The sequence below is a fragment of the Sanguibacter sp. Z6_81 genome (genome assembly GCF_057180625.1).
Genome location: NZ_JBXUFV010000006.1, coordinates 20,599 through 38,545, shown reverse-complemented (window position 1 = coordinate 38,545; position 17,947 = coordinate 20,599). Strand labels below are relative to the sequence as shown.

Here is a 17,947-nt window from a genome sequence, read left to right as displayed (position 1 = left end):
CACGGCACGGCGCACGGCCCGGGACCTGTGGTCCCGGGCCGTGCACGTCGGTCCTGCTGCTCACCCGTGCGCGGTGCGTGTATCGCCCCGCACGGGTCCGGCGGTCAGCTCGCGGCGGGCGAGGCGTCCCCGGTGGACGTCCCGCACGACGTGTCGAGCGCGATGACGCCGTAGGTCCAGCCGCGGCGGCGGTACGCCACCGACGGGCGGGAGGTCTCGGCGTCGATGAAGAGGAAGAAGTCGTGCCCGACCATCTCCATCTCGTACAGCGCGTCGTCGATCGACATCGCCTGGGCGCTGTGGAGCTTCTGACGGATCACGACGGGCGAGTCGCCCAACTGGATCTCGACCTCGTCCCCGGGCTCGACGGGAACCGTCGGCGGGGCGGGCACCGGCACCGGCTCCGGGACGTAGGGGCGCACGTCAGCGGTGTCGGCAGGGGTCGGGTTGCGGAACTTGTTCTTGCGGCGGTCCTGCGCTCGCCGGAGACGCTCGTTGAGCTTGTTCACAGCGAGGTCGAGCGCACCGAAGCGGTCGTCCGCGGCTGCCTCGGCGCGGATCACAGGTCCCTTGTCACGGACGGTCAGCTCGACGCGTTCGCGGATGCCGGACTGGCGGGGGTTGTTCTCGTGAGTGACCTCGACATCGACGCGCTGTGCCGTGGGGGCGAGGTGCTCGACCTTCGCGAGCTTGTCCTCCACGTGCTGGCGGAACCGGTCGGCCACCTCGGTGTGACGTCCGACGACAACAATCTCCATGTGATCCTCCTGGGGGGAGTGGGGGCGCTCACGCGCCCGACGGTCAGCTGGGCGGCACCCGCACGGGCGCCTGGGTCCGTACCACCTCCTCCGTCGTGAGATCTGTCTACAGGCTATCCCTCATCCGGTCTCCCGTGCAGGAGTTCACCGGGTGTTTGTGGTGGTCGTGGCGCTGTTCCGGGTGCGCGGCACGTCGCGGAGCCCCCGGGCGGCGGGGTGGCGGCCAGGACCAGGGCCGCCACGACGTGCCCACCCGACGCGGTGATCGCACGCGCGCACTCGGCGAGCGTGGCACCCGTGGTGAGCACGTCGTCCACGAGGACGCAGCCCGCACCGTCGAGCGACGCGCGCGCGGTGGGCCGGACCGTGCGCGAGACGTTGCGGGCGCGAGCCCGGGAGCCCAGACCCACCTGGTCGCGGACGGCGAGGAGCCCTGCCCGCTGAGCCAGACCCCGGGCGAACGGCAGGCCGGTGCCGTCAGCCACCGCGCGCGCCAGCTCCACCACGGGCTCACGTCCCCGCCGACGGCGGGCTGCACCGCTCGAGGGGACCGCCAGGACTCGCAGCCCACGGGTCCCGAGGTCTGCCGCGACGTCCTCGGCGACGCGCAGCATCACCGCGCGCAGGTGCCGCGAGAGGTCCGTACGGCCGTGATCCTTCCAGGCCACCACGACGTCGCGCACCGGACCCGTGTAGTCCGTGGCGGCCCAGACGGGCCACCGGGCGGCGCCATCCATCGCGTCGAGGCGCGCTGCACCGTGCTCCACGCGTCGCGGCGGCTCGGCGAACCGGCGACGGCAGCGCCCGCACAGGACGACGTCGTGCTCGCCGCACCCCGCGCACGCGAGCGGGACGACCACCCGCGCGAGCTCCCGCAGGACGTGGACCGGTGCGGGCGCGGGGGCGGCAGGGTGAGCAGGCAGGTGCATCCGGTGAGTCTTCCCGCGCCTCGACCGCAGGCGCGGGGCTGCGCAGGCACGGTGTGGATCCCGGGCTGCGCAGACGCACTGTGGAGGACTGGCACGGTCGACCGGCGGCCGCGGGTGTCAGCCGGGGTAGGCAGGCAGGCGCGCGCCGGTGACGACGGTCGACCATGTGGCACCTGTGCTCGACCGGCTGAGCAGCTCGTCGTCGGCCGTGGCGAGGTACACCGACCTCGTCCCGCGCCCCGCGGCGATCCACTCGGTCCCGGCCACGCTGGACAACGCTTCCGAGCGGCCGGCCAACGGCACGACGTGGACCGTGGGCATGCCGGACGTCGCGCCGCGTGCCAGGACCCCGACCGTCGACTCGTCGAGCCACACCACCTGGCGCGAGCCCAGGACGGGAGCGCCGATGGTCAGGGCCTCCGACAGGCGCAGGGGCAGCTGCGAGTCGTCGTCGCGCACGATCGCCGCGACGTCGATCTGCGTCGACCCGTCCACGGTCGAGATCACGGCCACCCGGGCACCGTCGTGCGAGACGCGCACGGCATCGACCGTCCGGTCCGTCAGCCAGTCACCCGTGACGTTCACCCGCTCGCCCTCGGGCGCGACGGCGACCAACCCCGCGCCACGTCCGGAGTCAGCCGTCCACACCCATCCGAAGCGGTCGACGGACGGGGCCGCGAGGTTCGTTCCCGTCACGAGCGTCGTCGAGGCTCTCGACGACGTGGGCAACGTCTTGATCGACCCGGTGCCCTCTCGGTACACACCCCCCGCACCGTCAGCCGAGACGGCCAGTGCCGTGACGTCGACGCCGGTGAGCGGGAGCATGTCCGGGACGGGCTCGAGCGCGCCCGACCTCACCTCGCTCACGACGCCGGCCTCGTCGAGCACCCAGGGCAGCCCGACGGGGATGGGATCGCGCTGGAGGGTCACCCGCTCCCCCAGCGCGAGCGGGACACCCCGTACGGTGATCTGCACGGCCCGTACACCTGGCAGCCGCAGGAGGACCGCCTCGAACTGCGCCTGGAGCAGGGAGCGCTTGGCTGGCAGGAGGGCGAGCACCTCCTGGGTGAGGTCGACGCTCGCCACCGCGTCGTTCACGGTCACCGAGTCGACGACGAGCTGCGTGCCCTTCGGGATGAACACGTCGACCGAGTCACGCAGCCACTCGGACGGGCCGCCCAGGAGCCCTTGGACGGCATAGGTCTCCGTCTTGCTCCCCGGGTACCAGCGGACCTCCGGCACGAGGATCTCGCCGTCCCGGGTCGGGAAGTACAGGGACGTCGCGCGATACGTCGACGTGAAGATCGGCGTCGAGACGAACGTGCCGTCCTCGACGGCGACGATGCGCCACTGGTCGGCCGCGTCCTGCTCGAGGCTGAACAGCAGATCTTGTGTCGCACCCGTCGGTGCCTCCGTGAACCGACCCTCACCGTCGATGGTGGACGTCACGCCCACCTGCCAGCTGATGACCGCGGTACGGACCGGCGCCCCGGCGTCCGGGCCGACAGACTCCTCCACCAGCTCCTCCGGGGGCGCGGCCGGGTCGTCCTCCGCAGGGCCCGAGACCTGGACGAGGTCCGGTGCATCCGCGTAGACGGTCGTGCGGGCCGAGGGGTCCCACGTCTGCGCGGTCTCGCTGGCGAGGAACTCCCGCGCGGTGCTCCAGTCCTCGTAGGGGCCGCCCGCCTGCGCGTTGAGGAACTCCTCGACGATGACGAGCGGGCTCGCGTCGAGGGTGGGCCCGTAGACCTGGGGGAAGATCGGGCCGACGACGCTCTCGGCGACCTCGCCGCGCTGGACGGGCCCGTCGAGCGGGATCTGCGCACAGCCTGCGACCACCCCCACGGCGAGGACCGCCGCCACCGCCCCGGCCACGACCCGGCGCACGCTGCCGCGCCGCGTCGGAGCGCCCCGCGCCGGCAGTCCGTGGAGCGGTCGGTCGAGTCTGCGCAGGACGGTCATGGGTGTGCCTCGGGCGGGGCGTCGGGGACGGTCGGGCGATCAGCGGGACGGGTCCGGGGGCCCGCCGCGACAGGGTCTGCGAGGCGGGACCCGTCCGCCGGGTCGTGGGGCAGGTCGTCGACGTTCGGGAGGGTGGAGGGGCCGTGCTCGTCCAGGTCGCCGCTCCGGGTCTCCGGGACGTCGGCCGACCGTTCCGGGACGAGCGGCAAGGGGGAACGGGTGAGCACGATGCCCGCCCTGCGCGGCAGCGTGAGGCGGAACGACGCACCCTGCCCCGGTCGTCCCCACGCCTCGAGCCACCCCCCGTGCAACAGGGCGTCCTCGAGGGAGATCGCGAGGCCGAGGCCCGTCCCGCCGCTCGTCCGGGCGCGAGCGGGGTCGGCACGCCAGAACCTGTCGAAGACGTGCTCCACCTGGTCCCGCGCCATCCCGATCCCGAAGTCGCGCACCCGGACGACGACCGCGGTCGCGTCCCCCGTGACCCGGACCTCGACGGGCCCGCCGTCAGCGTGCTCGATCGCGTTGACGAGGAGGTTGCGCACGATCCGCTCCACGCGCCGGGGGTCGATGTCCGCGGTCACCGGGCCGTCGTCCTGCTCGACGCTCAGCCAGACGCCCTTGCGCTCGGCCAGCGGCAGGGCATGGTCGAGCGCGGCGCCGACCACGTCCCGCAGGTCGCGGGCCTCCGCGTCGAGCACCGCGGCCCCCGCGTCGAAGCGACTGATCTCGAGCAGGTCGACGAGCAGGTCCTCGAAGCGGTCGAGCTGCGTGGCGAGCAGCTCCGCGGACCGCTTGGCCACGGGGTCGAGAGCCTCGCGGCTGGCGTAGATCATCTCGCTCGCCATCCGGACGGTCGTGAGCGGTGTGCGCAGCTCGTGCGAGACGTCGGAGACGAACCGTCGCTGCACGGTCGACAGCGCGTCGAGCCGCTCGATCTGGTCCTGCAGGCTGCCCGCCATCTCGTTGAACGACCGCGCGAGGGTCGCCATCTCGTCCTCGCCTCGGACGGGCAGACGCTCGTCCAGGTGTCCGTCCGCGAGCCGCTCGGCAACCTCGGCAGCCCGTTGCACGGGCTTGACCGCCTGCCGGGTGACCATCGCGGACAGCACGGCGAGGAGTGCGAGGAGCACAGCACCCGCGATGCCGAGCACGCCCTGCATGAACTCGAGGGTCTCCTGCTCCGGCTCCAGCGAGTACAGGTAGTACAGCTCGAAGGTCCCCGCTGCGGGCACGTCCACCGTGGAGCCCACGATGACCCCGGGCTCGGGGCCGTCCGAGGACGGGATCGCCACGGACTGCCACTGCTGCTCGACGCCCTCCTCCGTCGCACGGCGCAGGGCGGGGGTGATGAGGTCGCTGAGCTGCGGGGCGGTGCTGATGTCGAGGACGGACACGGGCGCCGTGTTCCCGGAGGCCCGCAGGAGGAAGATCTCGCGACCTGCCGACCCCCCGGCCTGGAGCGCGGGGATGACGTCGTTGAGCAGCTGCTGGACCTGTGGTGCGGTGGACGCGGTGGTGGAGTTGAAGTTCGCCTGCGCCTGCACCGTCGACCGCCTGCTCTCCTCGAGCACCCGGATGATCCGTTGCTCGAACAGCCCGTCACGGATCGTGCTGGACAAGGACACGCTGAGGAGCGCGACAGACACGATCCCGATGGCGAGCGTCGTGGAGATGACGCGCAGCTGGAGCGAGGACCGCCATGCGCGGGTGATCTGCCGGGTGCGTCGACGAACCCACGCCCATGCCCGCCGGGCGGCGCGCACGGGAGCAAGACGTCGACGGCTCATGAGGGTGCGGCACCAGCCTTGTATCCGACGCCACGGACCGTGAGCACGATCTCGGGGTTCTCGGGGTCGTGCTCGATCTTCGACCGCAGCCGCTGGACGTGGACGTTGACGAGGCGGGTGTCCGCCGCGTGACGGTACCCCCACACCTTCTCGAGGAGCACCTCGCGGGAGAAGACCTGCCAGGGCTTGCGGGCCAGTGCGACGAGGAGGTCGAACTCGAGCGGCGTGAGCGGGATGACGACGCCCTCGCGCAGGACCCGATGACCCGTCACGTCGATCTCCAGGTCCCCGATGGTCAGGCGTTCCGGCGCGGGCTCGTCCGTCCGCCGCAGCCGGGCACGGATCCGTGCGACGAGCTCCTTGGGCTTGAAAGGCTTCGAGATGTAGTCGTCGGCCCCGGACTCGAGCCCTTGCACGACGTCGACGGTGTCGCTGCGTGCCGTGAGCATGATCACGGGGACGACCGACTCGGCACGGATCTCCCGGCACACCTCGGTGCCGTCCTTGCCCGGCAGCATGAGGTCGAGCAGGACGATGTCCGGCGACGACGACCGGAACGCGGCCAGGGCGCTGTCGCCGTCGGCGCAGAAGAACGGCTCGAACCCCTCGCTGCGCAGGACGAGCCCGATCATCTCTGCGAGCGCCGTGTCGTCGTCAACCACCAGCACGCGTGACTTCATGCCGCTATCCTGCCACCTCCTCATCCGCGCAGCGGGTGCGCGTGGCACGATGGATGGGGCGCACGCCAAGATCACCCGAGGACCGGACGCGGGGCGCACCGCACGCCCCGCGACCCGCAGCACCCGCTCACGCTCCCAGCGAGCGCACCACGTACCTGAGGCACCGACAGCGAGAGGCCGCACCGATGACGACGCCCGAGGACCCCCAGGCCCCTGACCCGGCGCCGTTCACGCCGCCCTCGCCGGCACCGGGATACCCCGCAGGGACGAGCGGCGCACCGTCCTCCGGGGACGCCCCCGCCCCCGCCCCCGCCCAGCCTCGGTTCGGCCAGTACGCGCCGCCCGGAGGACCTCTGAGCGCCGAGAAGCCCGACAGCGGCTCCTACCCGCCCGCTCCGGCGAGCGGGTGGCAGTCGCAGCCGTCCCCGTACGGCGCGCCCGTGGGTTTCGGTGGCCCCGCCTTCCGTGCCCCCGCGGCCAAGCCCGGGATCATCCCGTTGCGCCCGCTCAGCCTCGGTGAGATCTACGACGGGGCGTTCGGTGCGATCCGGAGCAACCCCAAGGTCATGCTCGGGGTCGTGGCGCTCGCCATCGCCGTCGCGACGATCCTCGCGGCCCTCGCCGGGTACGCGGTCGCCCCCACCGTCAACGACTGGCTCGCAGGGGCCGTCGCCGACATCGATCCCGACGGTCTGCTCACGGTCGACGACTTCGGCCCTGGTCTGTCCGTCACGCTCCTGACGACCATCGCGGTGTACCTCGCATCCGTCGTCACCACCGGGCTGCTCATCGTCGCCATCGGACGGGCCGTCATCAACCGTCCCTACACCGCGGCCGACCTGTGGGCCGAGGTGCGCGGCAAGGTCGGCGGCCTGCTCGTCATCTCGATACTGCCCACCGTGGCGATCTCCGTCGTCGTGTTCGTGGTCGTCCTGCTCGTCGCGCTCGTGGGTGCCACCCTCGGCTCCGGGCCGGCCGCCGTGCTCATGCTGCTCGCCGTCGTCGGTCTCGTCGCCCTCGCGGTCTGGGTGGCGATGCGCGTCCTGCTGGCGCCCGCCGCGTACGTGCTCGAGAAGCAGGGTGTCGTCTCGGCGTTCAAGCGGGCCTGGACGCTGAGCCGCGGATCGTTCTGGCGGCTCCTGGGCATCTACGTGCTCTCGAACCTCATCGTCAACGTCGTCGTCGGGATCATCGCCGTGCCGGGCACGATCATCTCGAGCCTCGTGTTCGCGGACGGGGGCATCGGTGCCCTCGCGGTGAGCATCGCCTTCAACGTCGTCGCGTACACGATCACGACGGCGTTCCTCTCCGCGGTGGTCGCGCTTCTCTACATCGACGTGCGCATGCGGCGTGAGGGCCTGGACGTCGAGCTCGCTGCGGCGGCTGACGGGGTCTGATGCTGCTCCGGGACGTCCCCGTCGACCCGGACGCGCTGCGGGCACGGCACTGGTTGCTCGACGAGCTCGCGGACCCGGTGTACCACGAACCACCGAACCTCATGGATCTCGTGATCGACTGGTTCCTCGGGCTCTTCGCGGACGTCTCCGTGCTCGGCATCAGGGGGCCGTGGGCCGCTCTCGTCATCGTCCTCATCGTCCTGTGCGTCGGCGTCGTCGCGCTCCGGGTCGCAGGTCCGCTCCGCAGGACCACGTCGCTGCGCCGGGCGCCCGCCGTCCTCGACGGCGACGACCGGACGGCCGACGCCATGAGTGCGCACGCCGCCACCCTCGCCCAGCAGGGAGACATGCGCGCCGCGACCCTCGAGGTCTTCCGGGCCATCGTGCGTCGCTGCGAGGAGCGCGCACTGCTCGATCCCCGCCCGGGACGAACGGCGCACGAGGCTGCCGCGGCGCTGGGGGCGCTCCTGCCGGGGATCGCGGACCTGATGGCCGCCGCGGCGTCGACCTTCGACTCGCTGTTCTACGGGGACTCGAGCGCCGGGCCCCACGAGTACGCGCACATGCGGCGTGTCGAGAGTGCGGTCGCCTCCGCACGGCGCGCCGTGTCCGGGCACGAGACGGCCGGCGCCGGGACGGCACCGCGGTGACGGCCATGCCGACGACGAGCACCGACCACTCTCCCACCGGTGCTCCGACGACGACCGGGCAGGGAACGACGACGGGGGACGGGACGACCGCGAAGGGCCGTTTCCGCGCGCGCGCCCGGGCAGCGCGGTGGCCGCTCACGGCCGCGCTCGCACTCGCGCTCGCTGTCCTCGTGTCCGTCGTGGTGCGACCCGAGACGACGGCCGAGCCGTTCTCGCCCGACAGCGCCGACGACACGGGAGCGCGAGCGCTCGCCACCGTGCTCACCGACCAGGGCGTGCGCGTCGAGCACACGACGTCCGTCGCAGAGGCGATCGGTCTCGCCGGACCAGGGACGACGTTGCTCGTCGCGCTCGACTACGGGATGGACGCCGCCGTGGCGCAGTCTCTCGTGGAGACCGGGTCCACGCTGGTGCTCGTCGCCCCGGGCGCAGAGCTGCTCGCCGCCGCCGCCCCGGACCTCACCCTCGGGCAGCAGGACACAGGCTCTCCCCTCCCCGCTGACTGCTCCGACCCCGACGCACGGGCCGCCGGCTCGCTCGCGAGCCCCGGCCCCGGCCTGCGACGTGCCGGTGCATCTGAGGAGGCCGGCGCATCCGAGGAGGCCGGTGCATCCGACGGGGTCGGTGCATCCGTCCTGTGCTTCGGCGACGCCCCGGACACCGGCCACTACGCCGTGACGGGCGGGAACCCCGCCGTCCGCATCCTCGACGACCCCGCCCCGCTGACGAACGCACGCATCACCGAGAACGGTCAGGCTGCACTCGGTCTCCGCATGCTCGGGCACGAGGAACGCCTCGTGTGGCTGCTGCCCGAGGAACCGGCCCCGGGCGGCGTCGCCGTGCCCGGGTGGCTCGCCCTCGCCCTGCTCCACCTCCTCGTCGTGGCGGGCGTCCTCGCCCTGTGGCGGGGCAGGCGGCTCGGGCCGGTCGTCACGGAGGACCTGCCCGTCGTCGTGCAGGCCTCCGAGACGACCCGCGGCCGCGGCCGGCTCTACCGCCGCGCCGGCGCGCACGGGCACGCCGGCGCGGCGCTGCGTGCGGGAGCAGCCGACCGGATGGCAGCACGCCTCGGGCTCCCCCGGTCGGCCGGAGCACCGGCACTGGTCGACGCGGTCGCCCGGGCGTCCGGGCGCAGCCCGGCGGACGTCCACCGGCTGGTCTACGGCCCCCCACCCTCCAGCGACGTCGAGCTGACGCGTCTGGCCACCGAACTCGACGAGCTGGAGAGAGAGGTTCACCGCCCGTGAGCACACCCCCCGACCCCCACGAGACCCCGCCCGCCCCCGGCGCAGCGCCCGAGCCGGACCGCGCCCTGCGGACGCAGATCGCCCTGGTCCGCGACGAGGTCGCCAAGGCGGTCGTCGGCCAGGACGCTGCCGTCACCGGCCTGCTCATCGCGCTCCTGTGCCGCGGCCACGTGCTTCTCGAGGGCGTCCCCGGTGTCGCCAAGACGCTCCTCGTGCGCAGCCTCGCGGCATCGCTGGACCTGCGGACCACCCGCGTCCAGTTCACCCCGGACCTCATGCCCGGGGACGTCACCGGCTCGCTCGTGTACGACGCCCGCACAGCCGAGTTCAGCTTCCGCGAGGGACCCGTCTTCACGAACCTCATGCTCGCTGACGAGATCAACCGCACGCCCCCCAAGACCCAGGCGTCCCTCCTCGAGGCGATGGAGGAGCGTCAGGTGAGCGTCGACGGCCAGCCGCGCCCCCTGCCCGACCCGTTCCTCGTCATCGCGACGCAGAACCCCGTGGAGTACGAGGGCACCTACCCGTTGCCCGAGGCCCAGCTCGACCGCTTCCTGCTCAAGCTCGTCCTGCCGTTGCCCGAGCGCCACCAGGAGATCGAGGTGCTCGCCCGCCACGCAGCAGGCTTCAACCCGCGGGACCTCGCCGCGGCGGGCGTGCGTGCCACGACGAGCATCCCGGACCTCGACCGTGCTCGCACCGAGGTCGCCGGGGTGCACGTCTCGCCCGAGGTCCTCGGCTACATCGTCGACGTCTGCCGGGCCACGCGGCAGTCTCCCTCGTTGTCTCTCGGGGTCTCACCCCGCGGGGCGACGGCCCTCCTCGCGACCTCTCGGGCGTGGGCGTGGCTCTCTGGCCGTGGATTCGTCACGCCCGACGACGTCAAGGCGCTGGCGCACCCGACGCTGCGGCACCGGGTCCAGCTCAGGCCCGAGGCGGAGCTCGAGGGCGTGAGCGCGGAGAGCGTCCTCGAGACCGTCCTCGCGTCCGTGCCGGTCCCCCGCTGACGGGCCGGGCGAGATCGTCGTGGTCATCACCGGACGTGCCGTCGCGCTCACGGCGCTCGGTCTCGTCCCCGTCCTGTGGACGGGCAGCCGCGGCGTCCTCCTCCTGTGGGTGGTCGCCGTGGCGATCCTGTGCGCCGGGGACGCGGCGCTCGCCGCGTCCCCCCGGCGCGTGGCGGTCCAGCGGACCGTTGCACGTGCGGTACGCCTCACCGAGAGCGTGGCGTCGACCCTCGTCCTGACGAACGGCGCGGGCCGCGCACTGCGGGGCGTCGTGCGGGACGCGTGGCCACCCTCCGCCGGCGCGGAGGACAACCGCCATCTGGTCGACCTCCCGCCGGGAGAGGCTGGACGGTACGTCACCGTCCTCACCCCGGTCCGCCGGGGCGACCGGTACGCCGACCGCGTGACCCTGCGGACCTTGGGTCCGCTCGGTCTTGCCGGACGGCAGGCGTCGTTACCGGTGCCCGGCCGTCTGCGCGTGCTGCCCGAGTTCGCCTCGCGGCGGCACCTGCCGAGCAGGCTGGCGCGTCTGCGCGAGATGGACGGGAGCGCGGCCGTCCAGGTACGCGGCCAGGGCACCGAGTTCGACTCGCTGCGGGAGTACGTGCTCGGGGACGACGTCCGGTCCATCGACTGGCGGGCGTCCGCCCGCAGCCTCGGCATGGTCGTGCGGACGTGGCGTCCGGAACGCGACCGCCGGGTGCTGATCGTCGTCGACACCGCGCGGACCTCCGCCGCGCGGATCGGAGCACAGCCTCGTCTCGACGCGAGCATCGAGGCGGCCCTGCTCCTCGCGGCGCTCGCCTCTCGCGCGGGCGACCGGGTCGAGCTCATGGCCTACGACCGTGCCGTGCGGGCGCAGGTCGCGGGCCTGAGCGGCCCGCGGCTCCTGCCGGGCCTCGCCGACGCCCTCTCGACCCTCGACCCCCGGCTCGTCGAGACGGACTGGTCCGGACTCGTCGCGGCGGTGCGTGAACGCACCTCCCAGCGGTCGCTCGTCGTGCTGCTCACCACGCTCGAACCCGCCGCGATCGAGGCGGGACTGCTGCCGGTCGTCGAGCAGCTCACCGCCGCGCACCAGGTGGTCGTGGCGTCCGTCGCCGACCCGGACGTCGCTGCACTCCGCGCTGGCCGGGACAGCGCGGCCGACGTCTTCGACGCCGCTGCGGCGGAACGGGCCGAGCTCGAGCGACGAGCAGCGACAATGGTGTTGGCACGACGTGGGGTCGAGGTCGTCTCCGGTCTCCCGGACACGCTCGCACCACGGCTGGCCGACACGTACCTCTCACTCAAGGCAGCAGGAAGGCTCTAGATGCGACTCACACCGAACGGAACGTCAGCACGGGAGCGGCGCAACCGCCGCATCGCGCTGTCTGTCGTCGCGGCCATGATCCTCATCACCGCCGCGCCAGCGCTCGCCATGCTCTTCGGCTGAGGAGGCTCAGCCGGCCTCCGGCAGCACATAACCGGCTTCGTCCTGCGCGAGATCACCGGTCTCGCCGGCCCGGGCAGCGCGGCGGCCGAACCATAGGACGTATGTCCAGAAGGCCGCGAGCACGACCGCCCCGATCGCGATCTTCAGCCACCACGGAAGCTGCGAGCCGGTGACGAAGCCCTCCACCAGGCCGGAGACGGCGAGCACGCCGACGAGCCCGACAGCGACCGTGAAGAGCGAGCGCCCCTCCTCGGCGAGTGCACGTGACCGCGACCGTCGACCCGGGTCGACGAGCGTCCAGAAGAGCTTGAGGCCCGCTCCCCCGGCGACGAAGATCGCCGTGAGCTCCATGAGGCCGTGCGGGAGGATGAGCTGGAAGAAGACGTCCAGCCGGCCGTACTCGGCCATCATCCCGCCGATCGACCCGACCGCGACAGCGTTCTGGAACAGCACGAAGACCGGCCAGATGCCGCTGATGCCGAACCCGATGCACTGGGCGGCGATCCAGGCGTTGTTCGTCCACACGACGGCCGCGAACCCTCCCCCCGGGTCGTAGTACGACTCGAACGCCGTGTCGACGTAGTCCTGGCGGTAGTCGGGTGGCCCCACGGAGGCGAGTCCCTCGGGTGTCGTCGCGACCCAGACCCCCACCGCGAGCGCGAGGACGACGCACCCGATCGTCACTCCGTGCGTCCACCACCGGACCCGGTAGAGCGCTGCAGGGAGCGAGACGAGGACGAAGGTCCGCACGTCCCGCCACGCAGGCTCGTGCGCCCCGGCGATCGTCGTGCGTGCCCGCGAGAGGAGCTCCGAGAGCTGGGAGACGAGAGCCGGGTCGGGCGCGCTCGACCGCACGGTCGACAGGTGCGTCGCCACCGCCTGGTAGAGGCGGACGAGCTCGTCCGCCTCCGCGCCCGTGAGCCGACGGCGACGCGTGAGCGTCCTCAGTCGCGCCCACTCCTGGGCGTGCACGTCCGAGAAGGCGTCGAGGTCCACGGGCGCTACCCTGCCATAGAACGCCAGCGGCGGGACGGGCGCCCGTCCCGCGTCCGCACGACGACCGGAGGAAGCGTGAGCGACGGCATCGTCATCGGTGAGGGCGTGGTCCTCGACGCCCGGCCGGCATCGTTCGCGACGCGCATGCTCGCGAGCGTCATCGACCTCGCGGTCACTGTGGCCGTGCTCCTGCTGCTCCTCTGGGCGACGACGGGCTCGTTCGTCGTCTCCGGCGAGGACATCGCCCCGGCCCTGTTCATCGCGATCCTCGTCGTCGTGACGATCGTCCTGCCCACGACCGTCGAGACCCTCACCCGGGGTCGATCTCTCGGCAAGCTCGCGGCGGGCATCCGCATCGTCCGCGACGACGGCGGACCCGTCCGGCTGCGGCACGCGTTCGTCCGCGCCCTCGTGGGCCTCGGCGAGCTGTGGTTCACAGCGGGCTCCGTCGCGCTCATCGTGTCCCTGTCGAACACCAAGGGCCGTCGGGTCGGCGACATGCTCGCGGGGACGTACGCGATCAGGGTGCGCGGCGGACGGCCCACGCTCGTCCCGCTGGCGATGCCTGCCCGGCTGGCGCCATGGGCGGCGGCAGCCGACATGCGGCGCCTCCCGGACGGGCTGGCCCTGGCCTGCCGCCAGTTCCTCGGCCGGGCGGAACGCCTCGACGCGCCCTCCCGGGACCGGGTCGGGCGCGAGCTCGCAGCGAGCGTCAGCAGGTTCGTCGCCCCTGCGCCCCCGCCCGGGACGCACCCTGAGGCGTTCCTCATGGCGGTCCTCGCCGAGCGCAGCGACCGGGAGCGCCGCGCCGGTGCACGCGCGCACGCCCTCGCGCTCGAGCAGGCCGAGGTGGTCCACCGGCTCCCGTACGAGGTCCCCGACCCGGTGAGCTGACGCTTCATGGTGCGGGTGGCGCACGGTGCACGCGCACCACTGCCAGCGCGGATGCCCGCGAGCGGCGACCCGCTCCCCGCGGGGGGCGGAGGTCGGCCGTACCCGCCCGCGGGCGTTCCGTCCGTCAGTACCGGTAGTGCTCCGCCTTGAACGGGCCGGCGGCGTCGATGCCCAGGTAGTCGGCCTGCTCCTTCGACAGCTCGGTGAGCCGGACACCGAGGGCGTCGAGGTGCAGCCGTGCCACCTTCTCGTCGAGGATCTTCGGCAGGCGGTAGACCTGGCGCTCGTACTCCTCGTCGGTCCCCGCCTTCGTGAAGATCTCGAGCTGGGCGATGACCTGGTTGGCGAACGAGTTGCTCATGACGAACGAGGGGTGACCGGTCGCGTTGCCGAGGTTGAGCAGCCGACCCTCGGACAGGACGATGATCGAGGTCCCTCCGGGGAAGGTCCACTCGTGCACCTGGGGCTTGATCTCCGTGCGGACGATGCCCGGCACGGCCGCCAGGCCGGCCATGTCGATCTCGTTGTCGAAGTGCCCGATGTTCCCGACGATGGCCTTGTTCTTCATCCCCGCGAGGTGCTCGGCGGTGATGACGTCCTTGTTGCCCGTCGTCGTGATGAAGAAGTCCGCCTGGTCGAGGACGTCCTCGATCCGCGCCACCTGGTAGCCGTCCATCGCGGCCTGCAGTGCGCAGATGGGGTCGATCTCGCTGACGATCACGCGCGCGCCCTGGCCCCGGAACGCCTCGGCGGCACCCTTGCCCACGTCCCCGTAGCCCGCGACGAACGCCACCTTCCCGCCCATGAGGACGTCCGTCGCGCGGTTGATGCCGTCCGGGAGGGAGTGGCGGATCCCGTACTTGTTGTCGAACTTCGACTTCGTCACGGAGTCGTTGACGTTGATGGCCGAGAAGAGCAGCTGTCCGGCCTCGGCGAGCTGGTAGAGGCGCATGACGCCGGTCGTCGTCTCCTCCGTCACGCCGAGGATGTTCTCCGCGATGGAGGACCAGCGCAGCGGGTCCTCCTGGAGCACCCGGCGCAGGAGCGCGAGCACGACGTTCGACTCCTCGGAGTGGTGGGGCTCGCCGGGCCGCGTGTCGCTCGGCACCGCGCCGGCACGTTCGTAGGCGACACCCTGGTGGACGAGGAGCGTGGCGTCCCCGCCGTCGTCGAGGATCATGTTGGGTCCGGCGTAGTCGTCGCCCTCCCCCGGCCACACGAGGATCTGCTCGGTGCACTCCCAGTACTCCTCGAGCGTCTCGCCCTTCCAGGCGAAGACGGGCACGCCGCGGGGATCCTCCGGGGTGCCGTCGCGTCCGACGACGATCGCGGCGGCTGCCTCGTCCTGGGTCGAGAAGATGTTGCACGATGCCCAGCGCACCTCGGCACCCAGAGCAGTGAGGGTCTCGATGAGGACGGCCGTCTGCACGGTCATGTGCAGGGACCCGGCGATGCGCGCCCCCGCGAGCGGCTGAGCCTCGCCGTACTCCTCGCGGAGGGCCATGAGGCCGGGCATCTCGTGCTCGGCGAGGCGGATCTGGTGGCGCCCCGCCTCTGCGAGGGACAGGTCGCGGACCTTGTACATACCGGGGACTTCGCTGAAACCTCGCGTGGACATGACGCTCCGCAGATATCGGGTGCAGGTGGGGTTTCAGCCTACTCGCCCCGCCCCGGCGCGCCCCGGACCGTCCAGACGGGAGGGCGGGACGGCGGCGGGTGACAGGCGTACGGCACGGCGCCGGGCCTGCACCGTTTGTCGGTACCGGCAGTACCCAGACCATAACGATTCCATAACTCGCAGGATCCCCGAGATCATGCGCCTCGCAGGTAAAGGAATCCCCTCATTCTGGCCTCGCACGGTCTCCATCTGGGCCGCATTACCCCTGGATGAGGCACGCTGGTCATGGCCGACGTGCCCCACGTCGGCCGTCCTGCCCGCTGTCGCGGCGACCGGAACCCTCGCGGGACCGTGCGCGCCGAACGCGGCTGCTCCGAGCAGCGCGACTCGACCCGGCCGGACAGGCCCGCCCGGGCCCGGACGAGATCCACGGCGCCACTGCGCCGTGCCGTCCATGCCGACGCAAGCACCGAACGAGGTGACGTATGACCGCACTGCACGTCGAGAATGTCTACAAGGTGTTCGGACGACGACCCCAGGAAGCCGTCCGAGCACTCCAGGCCGGCGCCACCCGCGCCGAGGTCAAGAGCCACGGGACGGCGGCCGTCGTCGACGCGTCGTTCGACGTCGCGCCCGGAGAGATCTTCGTCGTCATGGGACTGTCGGGCTCCGGCAAGTCCACGCTCATCCGCATGCTCAACGGCCTCTGGCGCCCGACGAGCGGTCGCGTGCTGCTCGACGGCTCGGACCTCTCGGCGATCTCCGCCAAGGAGCTGCGCGCCGTGCGCCAGGCCAAGGTGAGCATGGTGTTCCAGCACTTCGCGCTCCTGCCCCACCGCACCGTTCTCGACAACGCGGCCTACCCCCTCGAGATCCAGGGGATCGACAAGGCCGAGCGGCGCGAGCGCGCGGCCAAGGCCCTCGCCCTCGTCGGGCTCGAGGGCTGGGAGGACCACCTGCCGTCCCAGCTCTCCGGCGGCATGCGCCAGCGCGTGGGCCTGGCCCGCGCCCTCGGGGCCGACACCGACATCCTCCTCATGGACGAGGCGTTCTCCGCGCTCGACCCCCTCATCCGACGAGAGATGCAGGAGCAGCTCGTCGAGCTCCAGCAGACCCTCAACAAGACGATCGTCTTCATCACCCACGACCTCAACGAAGCGATGTTCCTCGGCGACCGCATCGCCGTCATGCGCGACGGACGGATCGTCCAGATCGGCACGAGCGAGGAGATCCTCTCCGCTCCCGCTGACGACTACGTCGCCCAGTTCGTCGCCGACGTCGACCGGACCCGCGTGCTCACCGCCGCGAGCCTCGCCCAGCGCGCTCCCGCGGTCGTGCCCGTGAGCGGCGGACCCCGCCTCGCCCTGCGGATCATGCGCGAGGCACAGGTGTCCTCCGCCTATGTCGTGGACCGTGCACGCAAGCTCATCGGCGTCGTCCACGACCACGAGGCCGTCACCGCTCAGCGCGACGGCCTGAGCACGCTCGACGCGCTCGTCCGCACCGACGTCGCCTCGGTCGCCGAGGACACCCCGCTCTCCGAGATCTTCGCTCCGGCAGCCGAGTCCGCGCTGCCCGTCCCCGTCGTCGACAGCGCCGGACGGCTCGTCGGGGCCATCCCCCGCGTCGCGCTCCTCGAGGCCATGGTGCCGGCGAGCGCAGACGATATCTCCCCCGTCGAGGAAGGACCCGCCGCATGAGCCGCACCACCGCATCCTCGACCGGCGTCCCCCGCGTGGAGCTGGGCGACGTCGTCGACTCCGCCGTCGACTGGGTGACCGACACGTTCGACACCGTGTTCGACCAGCTCAAGGCGCTGCTCGTGTGGTGCTACGACCTGCTCGAGACCGTGCTGCAGTCGCCACCGTTCTGGGTCGTCGCCGTCGTCCTCGCGCTCGTCGCCCTCCTCGTCAAGGGCTGGCGGCTCGGCGCGGGATCCCTCCTCGGGTTCGTCGTCATCGCGGCCGTCGACCAGTGGGAGAACGCGATGAGCACGCTCGCTCTCGTCCTCCTCGCCAGCACCATCGCCCTCGCGATCAGCATCCCGCTCGGCATCTGGGCGTCCCGCAACCCGCACGTCTCGCGCACCGTGCGACCCGTCCTCGACTTCATGCAGACGATGCCCGCCTTCGTCTACCTCATCCCCACGGTCGTCGTGTTCCTCACCGGACCCGTCCCGGGGATCGTCGCCACGGTGATCTTCGCGCTCGCGCCCGGGGTCCGGTTCACCGAGCTGGGCATCCGCCAGGTCGACGCGGAGATCGTCGAGGCGGCGCAGGCGTTCGGAGCGACCGAGGGCCGCGTCCTGCGCCAGATCCGGCTGCCCCTCGCGCTGCCGACGATCATGGCCGGCGTCAACCAGGTCATCATGCTCTCCCTGTCGATGGTCGTCATCGCCGGCCTCGTCGGTGGCGGCGGACTGGGCGAGGACGTCGTCGGTGCCCTCACGCGCATCAACGTGTCCCTCGGCTTCGAGGCCGGCCTCTCCGTCGTCATCCTCGCGATGTTCCTCGACCGGGTCACCGCGGCCCTCGGCACCCGCACGCCGACCTCCCGCGCAGCCTCTGCGCGGGCCTGACCCGCGGCG

The 17,947-nt window shown here is 72.3% G+C and carries 16 protein-coding genes; 9 read left to right on the top strand and 7 right to left on the bottom strand.

Going from position 1 to position 17,947, the window contains the following annotated elements:
• Window positions 1-104 precede the first annotated feature (104 nt).
• The 5 genes from hpf to mtrA form a co-directional block, all read right to left on the bottom strand.
• Entirely contained in the window at window positions 105-758 is a 654-nt protein-coding gene (gene hpf / locus AC2AXK_RS13805; RefSeq protein WP_484345971.1) for a ribosome hibernation-promoting factor, HPF/YfiA family, read from the bottom strand.
• 113 nt (window positions 759-871) lie between these two features.
• A complete protein-coding gene (locus tag AC2AXK_RS13800) occupies window positions 872-1,687 on the bottom strand; it encodes a ComF family protein (protein ID WP_484345970.1) in 816 nt (271 codons plus the stop codon).
• 117 nt (window positions 1,688-1,804) lie between these two features.
• Window positions 1,805-3,649 carry an LpqB family beta-propeller domain-containing protein gene (locus AC2AXK_RS13795; protein ID WP_484345969.1) on the bottom strand — a complete coding sequence of 615 codons (1,845 nt, stop codon included), beginning with the start codon at window positions 3,647-3,649 and terminating at the stop codon, window positions 1,805-1,807.
• On the bottom strand, window positions 3,646-5,436 hold the full coding sequence (gene mtrB / locus AC2AXK_RS13790) for an MtrAB system histidine kinase MtrB (protein WP_484345968.1): 1,791 nt from the start codon (window positions 5,434-5,436) through the stop codon (window positions 3,646-3,648). The genes AC2AXK_RS13795 and mtrB overlap by 4 nt, the downstream gene beginning before the upstream one ends.
• Window positions 5,433-6,116, bottom strand: coding sequence for an MtrAB system response regulator MtrA (gene mtrA / locus AC2AXK_RS13785; protein ID WP_484345967.1), 684 nt, complete (start codon window positions 6,114-6,116; stop codon window positions 5,433-5,435). The genes mtrB and mtrA overlap by 4 nt, the downstream gene beginning before the upstream one ends.
• A 185-nt stretch (window positions 6,117-6,301) precedes the next feature.
• On the opposite strand from mtrA, the gene AC2AXK_RS13780 reads away from it, so the two are divergent.
• Genes AC2AXK_RS13780 through AC2AXK_RS13755 form a run of 6 tightly spaced genes read left to right on the top strand, consistent with a single transcriptional unit; the run spans window position 6,302 to window position 11,852 of the window.
• Window positions 6,302-7,513, top strand: a complete 1,212-nt coding sequence (locus AC2AXK_RS13780; RefSeq protein ID WP_484345966.1) for a DUF7847 domain-containing protein — start codon at window positions 6,302-6,304, stop codon at window positions 7,511-7,513.
• The gene (locus AC2AXK_RS13775) at window positions 7,513-8,163 is read left to right on the top strand and encodes a DUF4129 domain-containing protein (RefSeq protein ID WP_484345965.1); all 651 of its coding nucleotides are present in this window, start codon (window positions 7,513-7,515) and stop codon (window positions 8,161-8,163) included. Before AC2AXK_RS13780 ends, AC2AXK_RS13775 begins: the two co-directional genes overlap by 1 nt.
• Before the next feature lie 5 nt (window positions 8,164-8,168).
• Window positions 8,169-9,410 (top strand): DUF4350 domain-containing protein, encoded by a 1,242-nt coding sequence (locus AC2AXK_RS13770; RefSeq protein WP_484345964.1) that lies wholly within the window; start codon window positions 8,169-8,171, stop codon window positions 9,408-9,410.
• Complete coding sequence (locus AC2AXK_RS13765) at window positions 9,407-10,417, top strand: AAA family ATPase (protein ID WP_484345963.1); 1,011 nt, start codon at window positions 9,407-9,409, stop codon at window positions 10,415-10,417. Before AC2AXK_RS13770 ends, AC2AXK_RS13765 begins: the two co-directional genes overlap by 4 nt.
• A 19-nt stretch (window positions 10,418-10,436) precedes the next feature.
• A complete protein-coding gene (locus AC2AXK_RS13760) occupies window positions 10,437-11,729 on the top strand; it encodes a DUF58 domain-containing protein (RefSeq protein WP_484345962.1) in 1,293 nt (430 codons plus the stop codon).
• The gene (locus AC2AXK_RS13755) at window positions 11,730-11,852 is read left to right on the top strand and encodes a hypothetical protein (protein WP_484345961.1); all 123 of its coding nucleotides are present in this window, start codon (window positions 11,730-11,732) and stop codon (window positions 11,850-11,852) included.
• A gap of 6 nt (window positions 11,853-11,858) precedes the next feature.
• Here AC2AXK_RS13755 and AC2AXK_RS13750 read toward each other — a convergent pair whose 3' ends face one another.
• Window positions 11,859-12,848, bottom strand: a complete 990-nt coding sequence (locus tag AC2AXK_RS13750; protein ID WP_484345960.1) for a stage II sporulation protein M — start codon at window positions 12,846-12,848, stop codon at window positions 11,859-11,861.
• A 75-nt stretch (window positions 12,849-12,923) separates the two neighbouring features.
• Here AC2AXK_RS13750 and AC2AXK_RS13745 point away from each other — a divergent pair, with 75 nt between their 5' ends.
• Complete coding sequence (locus AC2AXK_RS13745; protein ID WP_484345959.1) at window positions 12,924-13,742, top strand: RDD family protein; 819 nt, start codon at window positions 12,924-12,926, stop codon at window positions 13,740-13,742.
• Between the two features lie 124 nt (window positions 13,743-13,866).
• Here the strand turns inward: AC2AXK_RS13745 and ahcY are convergent, their stop codons facing one another.
• Entirely contained in the window at window positions 13,867-15,360 is a 1,494-nt protein-coding gene (gene ahcY / locus AC2AXK_RS13740; RefSeq protein WP_484345958.1) for an adenosylhomocysteinase, read from the bottom strand.
• A 485-nt stretch (window positions 15,361-15,845) separates the two neighbouring features.
• On the opposite strand from ahcY, the gene AC2AXK_RS13735 reads away from it, so the two are divergent.
• The gene (locus AC2AXK_RS13735; RefSeq protein ID WP_484345957.1) at window positions 15,846-17,060 is read left to right on the top strand and encodes a quaternary amine ABC transporter ATP-binding protein; all 1,215 of its coding nucleotides are present in this window, start codon (window positions 15,846-15,848) and stop codon (window positions 17,058-17,060) included.
• Window positions 17,057-17,938, top strand: coding sequence for an ABC transporter permease (locus AC2AXK_RS13730; protein WP_484345956.1), 882 nt, complete (start codon window positions 17,057-17,059; stop codon window positions 17,936-17,938). The genes AC2AXK_RS13735 and AC2AXK_RS13730 overlap by 4 nt, the downstream gene beginning before the upstream one ends.
• The last annotated feature ends 9 nt before the right edge of the window (window positions 17,939-17,947 follow it).

Excerpts from the sequence above, each read along its gene's own strand:
- hpf (WP_484345971.1), bottom strand. The coding sequence starts at position 758 with ATGGAGATTGTTGTCGTCGGACGTCACACCGAGGTGGCCGACCGGTTC.
- AC2AXK_RS13800 (WP_484345970.1), bottom strand. The coding sequence starts at position 1,687 with ATGCACCTGCCTGCTCACCCTGCCGCCCCCGCGCCCGCACCGGTCCAC.
- AC2AXK_RS13795 (WP_484345969.1), bottom strand. The coding sequence starts at position 3,649 with ATGACCGTCCTGCGCAGACTCGACCGACCGCTCCACGGACTGCCGGCG.
- mtrB (WP_484345968.1), bottom strand. The coding sequence starts at position 5,436 with ATGAGCCGTCGACGTCTTGCTCCCGTGCGCGCCGCCCGGCGGGCATGG.
- mtrA (WP_484345967.1), bottom strand. The coding sequence starts at position 6,116 with ATGAAGTCACGCGTGCTGGTGGTTGACGACGACACGGCGCTCGCAGAG.
- AC2AXK_RS13780 (WP_484345966.1), top strand. The coding sequence starts at position 6,302 with ATGACGACGCCCGAGGACCCCCAGGCCCCTGACCCGGCGCCGTTCACG.
- AC2AXK_RS13775 (WP_484345965.1), top strand. The coding sequence starts at position 7,513 with ATGCTGCTCCGGGACGTCCCCGTCGACCCGGACGCGCTGCGGGCACGG.
- AC2AXK_RS13770 (WP_484345964.1), top strand. The coding sequence starts at position 8,169 with ATGCCGACGACGAGCACCGACCACTCTCCCACCGGTGCTCCGACGACG.
- AC2AXK_RS13755 (WP_484345961.1), top strand. The coding sequence starts at position 11,730 with ATGCGACTCACACCGAACGGAACGTCAGCACGGGAGCGGCGCAACCGC.
- ahcY (WP_484345958.1), bottom strand. The coding sequence starts at position 15,360 with ATGTCCACGCGAGGTTTCAGCGAAGTCCCCGGTATGTACAAGGTCCGC.
- AC2AXK_RS13735 (WP_484345957.1), top strand. The coding sequence starts at position 15,846 with ATGACCGCACTGCACGTCGAGAATGTCTACAAGGTGTTCGGACGACGA.
- AC2AXK_RS13730 (WP_484345956.1), top strand. The coding sequence starts at position 17,057 with ATGAGCCGCACCACCGCATCCTCGACCGGCGTCCCCCGCGTGGAGCTG.